Annotated in this window: 13 protein-coding genes and 1 tRNA gene; 2 read left to right on the top strand and 12 right to left on the bottom strand. The window is 69.7% G+C overall.

What is annotated here, in order from left to right; all coding sequences use genetic code 11:
- Positions 1-34 precede the first annotated feature (34 nt).
- From GTO19_RS08890 to tolB, 6 genes are all read right to left on the bottom strand, one after another.
- A tRNA-Lys gene (locus GTO19_RS08890) sits at positions 35-110 on the bottom strand.
- Positions 111-159: 49 nt separating this feature from the next.
- Entirely contained in the window at positions 160-984 is an 825-nt protein-coding gene (locus GTO19_RS08885) for a tRNA threonylcarbamoyladenosine dehydratase (protein WP_291020716.1), read from the bottom strand.
- A gap of 2 nt (positions 985-986) precedes the next feature.
- The gene (locus GTO19_RS08880; protein ID WP_291020714.1) at positions 987-2105 is read right to left on the bottom strand and encodes a YeeE/YedE family protein; all 1119 of its coding nucleotides are present in this window, start codon (positions 2103-2105) and stop codon (positions 987-989) included.
- Between the two features lie 133 nt (positions 2106-2238).
- Positions 2239-3015 (bottom strand): tol-pal system protein YbgF, encoded by a 777-nt coding sequence (gene ybgF, locus GTO19_RS08875; RefSeq protein ID WP_291020712.1) that lies wholly within the window; start codon positions 3013-3015, stop codon positions 2239-2241.
- A gap of 8 nt (positions 3016-3023) precedes the next feature.
- Positions 3024-3578 carry a peptidoglycan-associated lipoprotein Pal gene (pal, locus tag GTO19_RS08870; protein WP_291020710.1) on the bottom strand — a complete coding sequence of 185 codons (555 nt, stop codon included), beginning with the start codon at positions 3576-3578 and terminating at the stop codon, positions 3024-3026.
- Between the two features lie 72 nt (positions 3579-3650).
- Positions 3651-4931: a Tol-Pal system beta propeller repeat protein TolB gene (gene tolB, locus GTO19_RS08865; protein WP_291020845.1), complete on the bottom strand. Its 1281-nt coding sequence runs from the start codon at positions 4929-4931 to the stop codon at positions 3651-3653.
- A gap of 272 nt (positions 4932-5203) precedes the next feature.
- On the opposite strand from tolB, the gene msbA reads away from it, so the two are divergent.
- On the top strand, positions 5204-6988 hold the full coding sequence (gene msbA / locus GTO19_RS08860) for a lipid A export permease/ATP-binding protein MsbA (protein ID WP_291020844.1): 1785 nt from the start codon (positions 5204-5206) through the stop codon (positions 6986-6988).
- 59 nt (positions 6989-7047) lie between these two features.
- Positions 7048-7575, top strand: a complete 528-nt coding sequence (locus GTO19_RS08855; protein ID WP_291020708.1) for a DUF962 domain-containing protein — start codon at positions 7048-7050, stop codon at positions 7573-7575.
- Positions 7576-7658: 83 nt separating this feature from the next.
- Here GTO19_RS08855 and GTO19_RS08850 read toward each other — a convergent pair whose 3' ends face one another.
- From GTO19_RS08850 to hemF, 6 genes are read right to left on the bottom strand one after another with little or no spacing between them, the layout of a single operon-like run.
- Positions 7659-9233, bottom strand: coding sequence for an Rne/Rng family ribonuclease (locus tag GTO19_RS08850; RefSeq protein ID WP_291020706.1), 1575 nt, complete (start codon positions 9231-9233; stop codon positions 7659-7661).
- 13 nt (positions 9234-9246) lie between these two features.
- Positions 9247-9864 (bottom strand): nucleoside triphosphate pyrophosphatase, encoded by a 618-nt coding sequence (locus tag GTO19_RS08845; protein WP_291020704.1) that lies wholly within the window; start codon positions 9862-9864, stop codon positions 9247-9249.
- Positions 9861-10328, bottom strand: a complete 468-nt coding sequence (gene rlmH, locus GTO19_RS08840) for a 23S rRNA (pseudouridine(1915)-N(3))-methyltransferase RlmH (protein ID WP_291020702.1) — start codon at positions 10326-10328, stop codon at positions 9861-9863. The genes GTO19_RS08845 and rlmH overlap by 4 nt, the downstream gene beginning before the upstream one ends.
- Complete coding sequence (gene rsfS, locus GTO19_RS08835; protein WP_291020701.1) at positions 10325-10996, bottom strand: ribosome silencing factor; 672 nt, start codon at positions 10994-10996, stop codon at positions 10325-10327. The genes rlmH and rsfS overlap by 4 nt, the downstream gene beginning before the upstream one ends.
- The gene (nadD, locus tag GTO19_RS08830) at positions 10993-11640 is read right to left on the bottom strand and encodes a nicotinate (nicotinamide) nucleotide adenylyltransferase (RefSeq protein WP_291020699.1); all 648 of its coding nucleotides are present in this window, start codon (positions 11638-11640) and stop codon (positions 10993-10995) included. The genes rsfS and nadD overlap by 4 nt, the downstream gene beginning before the upstream one ends.
- On the bottom strand, positions 11640-12560 hold the full coding sequence (gene hemF / locus GTO19_RS08825; RefSeq protein ID WP_291020697.1) for an oxygen-dependent coproporphyrinogen oxidase: 921 nt from the start codon (positions 12558-12560) through the stop codon (positions 11640-11642). The genes nadD and hemF overlap by 1 nt, the downstream gene beginning before the upstream one ends.
- Positions 12561-12597: the final 37 nt, after the last annotated feature.

Below are 12597 nucleotides of genomic sequence, written 5' to 3'. Positions count from 1 at the left end.
GGCCCTGGTCTTGCGACCAAGGCCTTCCTGTTGGTGGTAGGACGTGGCAGGCTCGAACTGCCGACCAACGGATTAAAAGTCCGCTGCTCTACCAACTGAGCTAACGTCCCACACTTTTCTTACCGTCTCCGCAACTTGCTTGTCGCTTGCTGCGAAGCCTCAGATTATAGCGTGCCTTTGATGGCTTTCTGAAGACCGATCGCTTTTTTCTTGCGATGCGTTCGCCAGCGTGTCGAGCAGCCAACCCGCGGCGCACAAACCGAAGGTGGCGGTGACGGTGACGACCGATCCGAAGCCGTGGCAGTTCAGCGATCCATCACCACCGTCGAGGCCGCACGACGGGTCCGGTGGCGCCACGGCCTCACGGCTGAACACGCACGTGGTGCCCATGCGGCCCTGCCGCGCGCCGCCATGGTGCTTGCGCAGACGGTAGCGCAGTTGCGCGAGCAAGGGGTCGTGCGTGACGTCCGCGAGATCGGCCAGTTGCACCGCCTCGCCGCGGCGCTTGCCGCCCGCCGCGCCCACGCTCACGAAGGGCACGCGCTCGGCCTTCGCCCAGGCGGCCATCGCCGTCTTGGCGCGCACCTGGTCGCAGGCGTCGATGAGCCCATCGGGGCGCTGACCCTGCAGCAGGCCGGGCCAGTTCTCCGGTGACACGAAGTCGTCCACCAGATCGAGTTCGATGTCGGGATGAAAACCCAGGATGCGATCACGCAGGGCCTCGGCCTTGGCCTGGCCCAGCGTGCTGTCCTGCGCGTGCACCTGCCGATTGATGTTGGATTCGGCGACGTGGTCGAGGTCGATCAAGGTGAGGCGGCGCACGCCGCTGCGCGCCAGCGCCTCGGCCGCCCACGAACCCACGCCGCCCAGCCCCACCACCACCAGATGCGCATCGAAGATGCGCTGCGCGCCTTGCACGCCGTACAGCCGCCGCAGGCCACCGAAGCGGCGCTCGAAGCGCTCGGCGTCGAGCGTGCCGCCCATGTTCACCCCGCGCGCTCCAGCAGCCACATCTGGAACCTGAAGCCCAGCACCGCGCCGCCCACGATGCCCGCGACGGCGATGGCACTCAGCAGGCTCAGTGTGGACAGGCCCGACAAACCTTGCCCCACGGTGCAGCCCAGCGCGGTGACGCCACCCACGCCCATGAGCGCGCCGCCCACCAGGTGCAGCGCCGTGTCGCTGGTGTCGCGAAAGCCTTCCCAGCGGAAGCTGCGCTCGATGAGGGCGCAGACGAACGAGCCCGCCACCACGCCGAAGACCGTGACCACGCCGAAGGTCAGCACCTTGGTGGTGTCGCTGAAATAGATCAGCCAATCGAGCACGAAGGCCATGGGCGCGGTGAAGGTCAGGGCCTCCATGCGCCCGCTGTTGCTGCCGACGTAGACCGGCTCCAGCGTTTCGGGGTGCTCGGGCACGAAGCCCAGGTGGCCGCTGACCCACCACATGCCGACGATGGTGAGACCGATGCCGATGCCCGCGAACAGGTTGTTGCCGGTGCGAAAGTCGGCGCTGCTCAGACACCAGGCAATGAGCGCGATACCGATGACCAGCGCACAGAGCAGGCCCGCCAGCCCGGGCTCCATGCCGAGCGCGTTGGCCACCCAGGTGGGCAGGGCCGAGCCCGACGGCAGTTCCACGCTGACGCGGTCCACGGTGTTCACGCGCACCACGCCGAAGATGCCGCGCAGCGTCATGAACGCGGCCAGGCCCATCACGAAAAACACCACGAGCGACTTGAGGCTGCCCGCTCCGATGCGCACCAGCGTCTTGCTGCCGCAGCCCGAGGCCAGCACCATGCCGAAGCCGAACAGGGTGCCGCCGACCAGCGCGGAGAGCCAGATGAAGCGGCTGCCGGTGTAGAGGGATTGGCTGGTGTCGATCCAGCCCAGCCAGCCCATGCCGTAGAAGCCGATGGCCGCCACGCCCACCGCCATGACCCACATGCGCATGCGGGTCCAGTCGCCCATGTTGACGATGTCGCTGATCGCTCCCATGGTGCAGAAATGGGTGCGCTGGGCGATGAAACCGAAGACCGCGGCCACCGCGAAGGCGGCCCACAGCACGGTCTGGTTCAGGGATTGAAGGGCGGCGAGGTCATCCATAGGGCCGCGATTGTAGGGGCGGCCATGAAGCTCTCCGCAGGCGAGGGTTGAACCCGGAGACACCGCGGAACCGGCTTTGCCGGGCCGCAGGTGTCGCCCCCTTGAGGGGGTCGCGCGAAGCGCGGCGGGGGTGTCACTTCAATCTCGCGATGCGCTCCTTGGCCGCGCCGGCGGCTTCGCTCTGCGGGTGCTGTTTGACCAGATCCTCGAGCGTCTTGCGCGCGCCCCTGGTGTCCTTGAGCTCGACCTGGCTGTTGGCCAGGGCCAGCATGGCCTCGGGGGTGCGGGGATGGTCGGGGAATTCGCGCACCAGGCGCTGGTGCGAATCCACGGCGTCCTTGTAGGCGCGCGCCGCGTACTGCGCGTTGCCCAGCCAGTACAGCGCCACGGGGGTGTAGCCGCTGGTGGGGTAGCGGCGCAGGAAGCCATTGAAGGCGGCCGTGGCGCCCACGAAGTCGGACTTGCGCAGCGTGGCCATGGCGGCGTCGAACTCGGCCTTCTCGGCCGGTTGCGCGGTGAAGCTGCGGCCGTCGAGCTCGACCTTCACCGGTTCGACCTGGCGCAGGCGCTCGTCGATGCCGGCCTGCACGTCCTTCTGGGCGCGCTGCAGGTCGGCCACCTCGCGCGCGAGTTGCTCGTTCTGGCCGCGCATGCGGGCGATCTCTCCGCGCAGTTGCTCGATCTGGTTGGCCAGCTCGAGCATGCTGCGCTTGATCGAGGCGTCGCTTTCGCGCTGCTGCGCGGCCGCGGCCTCGGACGCCTGGCGGCCGGCTTCGACCTGCTGGCGCAGGTCGACGATGGCCTTGCGCGCCTCGTCGTCGCCGAACAGGGCATGGGCCGAGGGCGCCCACAGGCCGCCCAGCGCCAGAACGCCGGCGGCGAGCGTGGAATTCCAGCGCGCAAAGCTCATGCTGCGGCTCAACGGTAGGTCAGTTCGACGCGGCGGTTCTTGGCCCAGGCGGACTCGTCGGCGCCGGTCTGCGCGGGCTTCTCTTCGCCGAAGCTCACGGCTTCCATCTGGCTGTCGGGCACGCCCAGCAGCGACATCGCGCGGCGCACGGCCTCGGCGCGCTTCTGGCCCAGCGCCAGGTTGTACTCGCGGCCGCCGCGTTCATCGGTGTGGCCTTCCAGGGCCACGCGCACGTTGCGGTTGGCGTTGAGGTAGCGGGCGTTGGCCTCGAGCAGTTGCGTGGCCTCGGGCTTGACCTCGAAGCTGTCGTAGTCGAAGTAGACGATGCGCTGCATCTGCGTGGGCTGGGTGCTGCCCGAGCCCGGCACCTGCACGCCGGCCACGCCGCGCTGGTCCACGCCACTGCCCTGCCCGCCCGCGCCGGCGCCGGCGGCGGTGCCGGTGCGGTCTTCGACCGGGGGCTCATCGAGGCGGACGTTGGAGCCGCAGGCCGCGAGCACGGCGGCGGCGATCAGGGCGGCAAGCAGGCCGCTGGTGCGACGGAGAGCGGAGGTTGGGAACATGGCGATTCCTGAGAGGTGTTGTTGATGGAGAAAGAAAACGAAAACCGAAACGGGTGGCAAATCGCGTGCCGGTCAGCGCAGGAACGGGCCCCATTCGGGCTCGCGGATATCGCCCTGCGCACCCGCCAGGCGGGTCTTGATGCGGCCGTCCACGGTGGTGGTCATGAGCGCGTCGCCACCCTTGTCGCGGGTGGCGTAGATGATCATGCGGCTGTTGGGCGCGAAGCTGGGGCTCTCGTCGCCGCTGGTCTCGGTGAGGGCGGTCACGGTGCCGGTGGACAGTTCCATCACGTGCAGACGGAAGGCACCGTTCACGCGCGAGATGAAGGCAAGCCAGCGCCCGTCGGGGCTGACCGAGGGCGAGATGTTGTAGTTGCCCGTGAAGGTGACCCGCTGCGCATTGCCGCCCTGTGGGGACATGCGGTAGATCTGCGGCGAGCCGCCGCGGTCGCTCACGAAGTAGATCTGCTTGCCGTCGGCGCTGAAGACGGGCTCGGTGTCGATGCTGGCGCTTTGCGTCAGGCGGCGCGGCTCCCCGCCGTTGGCGTCCATGGTGTAGAGCTGTGCATTGCCCGAGAGGGACAGCGTGGCCACGACCGAGCGGCCGTCGGGCGACCAGGCCGGCGCGCTGTTGGAGCCGCGGAAGTTGGCCAGCAGACGGCGCTTGCCCGAGGCCACCTCGTGCGCGTAGATGACGGGCTTGCGCGACTCGAAGGACACGTAGGCCAGTTGCCCGCCACCGGGCGCCCAGCTCGGCGAGATGATGGGCTCGGGGCTGGTGAGCGCGGCGCGCGCGTTCTCGCCGTCGGCGTCGGCCACCCAGAGGCTGTGGCGTGTGCCGGCCTTGGTGACGTAGGCGATGCGGGTGGAGAACACGCCCTTCTCGCCGGTGAGCTTTTCGTAGATGTAGTCGGCGATCTTGTGGGCCGCCAGGCGCAGGTCGGTGGCGCCCACCGGGTAGCTCAGGCCGCCCAGGTCCTGCGCGCGCACCACGTCCCAGAGGCGGAAGCGCACGTCGAAGCGGCCGTCGGCCAGGCGGGTGACGCTGCCGGTGAGCAGGGAGTCGGCGCCGCGCTCGCGCCAGGGGGCGAGGTCGGGGCGCGAGGTTTCGTCGAGCGCACCGCTCAAGGGCGGCACGGCGACGAACTGGCCCGAGCGTTCCAGGTCGGCGCGCACGATGGCGGCGATGTTCTCGCTCGCGGCCTCATTGCCACGGAAGCTGACGGCGGAGAAGGGAAAGCGCGTGAGGCCCACACCCGTGACCTCGACCCGGAACTGCGCCAGGGCGCTGGAAACGGGCCAGCCCAGCAGGGCGGAAGCAGAGAGGAGACCCAGGGCATGCCGGCGCGGCATCCCGGTCGAGGGATGGAGTCGGGGCGGTTGGTGCATGGTGTTGGGATGGCGGGCAGCGCGGGGCGCGTGGCCCGGTGCCCTTGGAAGTAGCGGCCGATAATAACGGACGTCCGCAGGCAAGCCGTGACAAGATGTGTGCCCTCGCGGCCTGCTGGACCGCGCCCGCGCCGAATGGTTCCCCGGCCTTTCACCCACGGCGCCCGTTTCGAACACCCGACTTGAACCCCACCGACCCGACCACCGCCCCACCCTCCGGCCCGCTGCGCCAGCGGCTGCTGCGCGTCTGGCCCTATTTCCGTGACGCCAGGACCGGCATCGTCTTCGCCGCGCTCGCCACCGTCATTGGCGCGCTGACCGAGCCGCTCATTCCCGCCCTGCTCAAGACCCTGCTCGACGAGGGCTTCAACGACGGGCGCATTCCGCTGTGGATGGTGCCCGTGGCCTTCATGGGCCTGTTCGGGGTGCGCGGCATGGCGTCCTTCGTGGCGCAGTACGCGCTCTCGTACACGGCCAACACGGGCATGCTCAACCTGCGCCGCGCCATGTTCGCCAAGCTCAACGCGGCGCAGCTCTCGCTGTTCTCGCACCAGAGCGCAAGCAAGCTGTCCAACACGCTGGTGTACGAGGTGCAGACCGGCTCGCAGATGCTGGTCTCGTCCTTCCTGACGCTGGCGCGCGACAGCCTCACACTGCTGGCGCTCATGGGCTACCTGCTCTACCTGAACTGGAAGCTCACGCTGATCGTGATCGCGGTGTTCCCGGGGCTGGCCTGGATCATGCGGGTGCTCTCCAAGCGCCTGTACCGCCTGACGCGCGCCAGCCAGCAGGCCACCGACGAGCTCGCCTACGTGGTGGAGGAAAACGCCCTGGCGCACCGCGTGGTGCGCCTGCACGGCGCGCAGCAGCGCCAGGCCGAGCGCTTCGACCACCTCAGCGTGGCGCTGCGCCGCCTCGCCCTCAAGAGCACCATCGCCATGGCGGCCATGACGCCCTTCACCCAGCTGCTGGCCTCGGCCGCGCTGTCGGCCGTCATCGCCGTGGCCCTGTGGCAGAGCAGCACCACCGGCGTCACCGTGGGCAACTTCGTGGCCTTCGTCACCGCCATGCTGATGCTCATCGCCCCGATCCGGCACCTGGCCGAGATCGCCTCGCCCATCACGCGCGGCCTGGCGGCGCTGGAGCGCGGCATCGAGCTCATCGAGCAAACGCCCGAGCAGGCCGGCGGCACTCACGTGGCCGAGCGCGTGCAGGGAGCGATCGAGCTGCGCGGCGTGTGGGTGCGCTACCCGCCCAAGGCGGAGTCGGCGAGCGCCGGCGAGGACGCCGGCCTGGCCTTGCGCGGCGTCGACCTGGACATCCGCCCCGGCGAGGTCGTGGCATTCGTCGGCCCCTCGGGCTCGGGCAAGACCACGCTCATCAACCTGCTGCCCCGCTTCGTGGAGGTCGAACGCGGCACGGTGTCGCTCGATGGCGTGCCCCTGCCCGCGTGGGACCTGGCCGCCCTGCGCCGCCAGTTCGCCCTGGTGAGCCAGGACGTGGTGATGCTCAACGACAGCCTGGCCGCCAACGTGGCCCTGGGCGCGGCCGACGCCGACATCGACGGCGAGCGCGTGCGCGCCGCCCTGCTGTCGGCCAACCTGGGCGATCTGCTGGAGCGACTGCCGCAGGGCATGCACACCAACGTGGGCCACAACGCCACCGAACTCTCGGGCGGCCAGCGTCAGCGCCTGGCCATCGCGCGCGCCATCTACAAGGACGCGCCCATCCTCATCCTGGACGAAGCCACCTCGGCGCTGGACAACGAATCCGAGCGGCTGGTGCAGGACGCGCTGGCGCGGCTCATGCGGGGCCGCACCACCCTGGTCATCGCGCACCGGCTCTCCACCATCGAACACGCCGACCGCGTGATCGTGCTTGCCGAAGGCCGCATCGCCGAGCAGGGATCGCACGCGCAGTTGCTGGCGTCCGACGGCGTTTACGCGCGGCTGCATGCGCAGGGGCTGGGCTCGGCGGGCGAGGACGCGCAGGCGACAGCGCCCCAGGACACACCGGATTGAGCGCGGCGGCGCACGGGTGTACAAGGGCGGAGCAAGCCACCCGGCATCGGAGACACGCCATGCGCAACCTCACCGAACAGCTCACCCAGTACGCGGCCTACCACCGAGACCGCCGCAACATCCTCACCCACTTCGTCGGCATCCCCATGATCGTGCTGGCCGTGGCCGTGCTGCTGGCGCGGCCAGCGTTCGCGCAGTGGGGCGCCATCGCGCTGTCACCGGCCACGGTGGTCACGGTACTCACGGTGCTGTACTACCTCAAGCTGGACCTGCGCCTGGGCGTGGTCATGGCGGCGCTGATGGCGCTGTCGCTGTGGTTCGCGCAGGCGGTGGCGGCGCAGTCCACCGCCGTGTGGCTCACCGTGGGCATCGGCCTGTTCGTCGTGGGCTGGGTGATCCAGTTCATCGGCCACTTTTACGAGGGCCGCAAGCCCGCCTTCGTGGACGACCTGATGGGTCTGATCATCGGCCCGCTGTTCGTGGTGGCTGAACTGGGGTTCCTGCTCGGACTGAGACAGCAGTTGCAGCACGACATCGAGTCGCAGGTGGGCCCGGTGCGCGAGGGGCCGCCGGCGCGCGTGGCCTGAGTCCAGAGATGCCACGGATCCGGCTCCGCCGGTCCGTCGGCATCGCCCCCTTGAGGGGGCCGCGCGCAGCGCGGCGGGGGTGGTCACATCAACACGATGTCGTACTGCTCCTGCGTCATCGAGTTCTCGCTCTGCAGCGAGATCGGCTTGCCGATGAACTCCGACAGCCCGGCCAGGTGCGCGCGCTCCTCGTCCAGGAACAGCTCCACCACCTTGGGCGACGCGACCACGCGGAACTCGCGCGGGTTGAAGGCGCGCGCCTCGCGCAGGATCTCGCGCAGGATGTCGTAGCACACGCTGCGCGCGGTCTTCACGTGGCCCTTGCCGCCACAGGCCTCGCAGGCCTCGCTGAGCATGTGCGCCAGGGATTCGCGCGTTCGCTTGCGCGTCATCTCCACCAGGCCGAGCTGCGAAAACCCGCCGATCATGGTCTTGACCCGGTCGCGCGCGAGTTGCTTGCGGAATTCGGCCAGCACCGACTCGCGGTGGTCCTCGCGCGTCATGTCGATGAAATCCACGATGACGATGCCGCCCAGGTTGCGCAGGCGCAGTTGACGCGCGATGGCCTGCGCCGCCTCGAGGTTGGTGCGGAACACCGTGTCGTCGAAGTTGCGCGCACCGACGAAACCGCCGGTGTTGACGTCCACCGTGGTCAGGGCCTCGGTCTGGTCGATGACCAGGTAGCCACCCGACTTGAGTTCCACCCGCCGGCCCAGCGCGCGCACGATCTCCTCGTCCACGTTGAACAGGTCGAAGATGGGCCGCTCGCCGCTGTAGTGCTGCAGCTTGGCCACGGTGTCGGGCATGAACTCGTTCGCGAAGCCCGTGAGCAGGCCGTGCTGCTCGCGCGAGTCGATGCGGATGGACTGCGTGCCCGCGCCCGAGAGGTCGCGCAGCACGCGCTGCATGAGGTTCAGGTCCTCGTGCAGCAGCGAGGCCGGCGGCTGGCGCAACGCGGCTTCCTTGATGCGCAGCCAGGTCTTGCGCAGGTAGGCCACGTCGTCGGCCAGTTCCTCGTCGTCGGCGTCCTCGGCGTTGGTGCGCAGGATGAAGCCGCCCGAGGGGCTGCCGTCGCTGGTGGCGGTGAGGGCCAGCAGTCGCTGGCGCAAGGCCTCGCGCTGCGCGGGCGGGATCTTCTGCGACACGCCGATGTGATTGTCCTGCGGCAGGAACACCAGCAGCCGGCCCGCGATGCTGATCTGCGCCGTGAGCCGCGCGCCTTTGGTGCCGATCGGGTCCTTGAGCACCTGCACCATGAGCGCCTGGCCCTCGAAGATCTGCTTCTCGATGGGCAGCACCGGGTTGGGCGCCAGCACCTTGGGCGCGGTGACCGGTGGGACGACCGGCGCCTCAGCCGAGCCCGCCGGTGGCGAAGCAGGCTCTGCAGGAGCCGGCCCGCTCGTGCGCGGAGCCGCGTGCTTGGCCTGGATGTTGGGCATCAGATCGGCCACGTGCAGGAAGGCCGCGCGGTCCAGGCCGATGTCCAGAAAGGCCGACTGCATGCCCGGCAACACGCGCGAGACCTTGCCCAGGTAGATGTTGCCCACCAGCCCGCGCTCCAGCGTGCGCTCGATGTGGACCTCCTGCACGGCACCCTGCTCCACCACGGCCACGCGCGTCTCCTGCGGAGACCAGTTGATCAGGATGTCCTGGTTCATGGGATGGGGCTCGTCAAAGGATGGAAAGGCCGGCCGCGCGCAGCAATTGCGCCGTCTCGAACGCGGGCAGACCCACGATGCCGGTGTGGCTGCCGGTGATGCGGCGGATCCACAGGCCCGCGTGGCCCTGGATGGCGTAGGCGCCGGCCTTGCCCATGGGCTCGCCGCCCTCGACGTAGCGGCGGATTTGCGTGGGCGTGAGCGCGTCGAAGCGCACGTTGGAGGCGGACAGCGCCGTCCAGCGCCGCGCGCCCTTGCCCACCGCCACGGCCGTGAGCACGCGGTGCGTGCGGCCGGACAGGTCGGTCAGCATGCGCCGCGCTTCGACCGCGTCGGCCGGCTTGCCCAGGATGCGCCGGCCCAGCGCCACGGTGGTGTCGGCGCACAGCACGGGCGCGGCGGGCAGACCGCGGCGCTTCAAGCGCGCCAGGGCGGCCTCGAGCTTGAGCGCGGTGACGCGCTGCACGTAGCGCGCGGGCGCCTCGTTCGGGTGCGCGGCCTCCAGCGACTCCGCGTCTTCGTCGGCATCGGGCAACAGCAGCTCGTGGCGCACGCCCCACTGCGTGAGCAGTTCGCGGCGGCGCGGGCTCTGCGAGGCCAGGTAGATGAAGGGGGCCTGGGTCTTCGTCATTCGCGGTGGTAGGGATGGTTCGCGTTGATCGACCACGCCCGGTACAACTGCTCGATCAGCAACACCCGCACCATGGCGTGCGGCAGCGTCAGGTCGGACAGTCGGATGCGCTGGTGCGCGGCCTCGCGAAAGGCCGGGTCCAGGCCATCAGGCCCGCCGATGACCAGGGCGACGTCGTCGCCGCCGAGTTGCCATTGCCTGAGCTGCTGCGCGAGCGCCTGCGTCGTCAGGGTGGTGCCGCGCTCGTCCAGGGCCACCACGCGCGCGCCGCGCGGAATGGCCGCTTCGATGCGCTGGCGCTCGGCGGCCCACAGGGTCTTGGTGGTCTTGGAGGCGCGCGGCTCGGTCTTGACGGCCTTGAGCTCGACGCGCAGTTCCGGGGGAAAGCGTTTGGCGTAATCGTCGTAGGCGGTCTGGGCCCAGTCGGGCACTTTCTGCCCGACCGCGACGATCACGAGCTTCATGCCTTCTTCTTGGCGGCGGGTCTGGCCGGCTTCTTCGCCGCGGGCGCGGCCTTGGGCGAGGCCTTCTTCTTCGCGGCCGGGGCGTTCACCACCACCTTGCTCATGCCGGCGCGCGGCTTGGCCGGTGCGGTTTTCGCCGCGGGCTTCTTCGCGGCGGCCTTCTTCGATGCGGGGGCCTTGCCGGGCGCGGCCTTTGCCGCCGCCTTGCGAACCACCGCCTTGGCCGACACCGGCTTGGCCTCGGCCACCTTGTCGGCGGCTGGCCTGGCCTTCTTCTTCGCCGCCTCTGCCTTCTTGGCGGCGGCGGTGGTCAGGCGCACGGGCTTGGCGCCCCAGATGTCCTCGAGCCGGTAGTACTGGCGGATGGCGGGCTGCATCACGTGCGCCACGGCCGGGCCGCAGTCCACGATGATCCATTCGCCGTTGTCCTCGCCCTCGATGCGGGGCTTGTCGAAGCCGGCCTCGCGCACCGCGTCGCGCACGCTGGCGGCCAGGGCCTTGGTCTGGCGGTTGGAGGTGCCGCTGGCGACGATCACGCGCTCGAACAGCGGCGACAGTTCCTCGGTGTTGAAGACCACGATGTCCTGGCCCTTGACGTCCTCCAGGCCATCGACGATGGCCCTTTGCAGTTTCTGGATGTCTTTTTTCGCGGCGGATTCGCTGGTCATGTAGGGGACTGGTAGAGGTGGTGTTGCGAAATATAGCTCGCGACCGCGTCAGGGACCAGCAGGTCCAGCGACGGGTCGTCGGCCGGCTCGTTGGCCAGCTTGGCGCGCAAGGCGGTGGCACTGATGTGCTGCAGCGGCATGCGCAGGCGCGCGAAGGGCACGTCCACGCCACGCAGGTCGGTGAGCGGAGCGTCGCCGCGCAGGGCCTGCGCGCCGATGTTGGTGGGGCGGTTGGCCACCGCCAGTGTGGCCAGCGAGAGCACCTCTTCCCAGCGCACCCAGGACTTGAACGCGAGCAACTGGTCCGCGCCCAGCACCAGGTAAAGCGTGGCCGCGGGGTACTCGGCGCGCAGCTCGGCCAGCGTGTCGGCGGTGTAGCTGGGGCCCTGCCGCTCGGTCTCGCGGCGGTCGATGCGCACGCGCGGCAGGTCGCCGAAGGCGGCCTCGCACATGGCGATGCGGTGGTGCGCGGGCGAGAGAGCGCGCGCCTTGTGCCAGGCCTGCCCGGTGGGCATCACGTGCAGCGCATCGAGCCGGAGCTGGTCCAGCGCGGCCTGCGCGAGTGCGCGGTGCGCGGTGTGCGGCGGGTCGAACGCGCCGCCGAACATGCCGACGCGCTGGATGGGCTGGGTGGCGATGGCCATCAGACCCAGTCCCGGCGCACCAGGAAATCACGGTAGAGCCGGTCCTCGGGCGTGCCCTTCTTCGTCTGGCGGTTGTAGGCCCAGCTCACCAGCGGCGGCATGGACAGCAGGATGGATTCGGTGCGCCCGCCCGACTGCAGGCCGAAGAGCGTGCCCCGGTCGTAGACCAGGTTGAACTCGACGTAGCGGCCGCGGCGGTAGAGCTGGAAGCTGCGCTCGCGCTCGCCGTAGGGGGTGTTCTTGCGCCGGTCCACGATGGGCAGGTAGGCGTCGAGGAAGGCGTCGCCCACCGAACTCATCATGGCGAAGCTGCCATTGAAGCCGAGTTCGGAGAAGTCGTCGAAGAACACGCCGCCCACGCCACGCTGCTCGTCGCGGTGCTTCAGGTAGAAGTACTCGTCACACCACTGCTTGAAGCGCGGGTACTTGTCGACGCCGAAGGGGTCGAGCGCGGCCTTGCAGGCGCGGTGGAAGTGCTTCGCGTCGTCCTCGAAGCCGTAGTACGGCGTGAGGTCCATGCCGCCACCGAACCAGCACACCGGCGCCTTGCCCTTGGGCGTGGCCGCGATCATGCGCACGTTCATGTGCACCGTGGGCACGTAGGGGTTGCGCGGGTGGAAGACGAGCGACACGCCCATGGCCTCGAACGGCGCGCCGGCCAGTTCCGGCCGGTGCTGCGTGGCCGAGGGCGGCAGCAGCGGCCCCCGCACGTGCGAGAAGCCGCAGCCCGCGCGCTCGAACACCGCGCCGTCTTCCAGGATCTGCGTGACGCCTGTGCCCTGCAGCTTCTCGCCGGGGCGCTTCTTCCAGCGGTCGACCACGAAGTGGCCGCCATCGACCATCGCCACGGTGGACGTGATCCGCTCCTGCAGATCGATGAGGTACTCGCGGACGTTCGCGATCGGGTTGTCAAGGGCCATGCTCAGACCCTAGCAGGCTTCGGGCCCGCCGGCATCG

This window comes from Hydrogenophaga sp. (genome assembly GCF_011772445.1).
GTDB lineage: Bacteria > Pseudomonadota > Gammaproteobacteria > Burkholderiales > Burkholderiaceae_C > Hydrogenophaga.
This window is presented reverse-complemented; position numbering and strand designations above follow the sequence as displayed.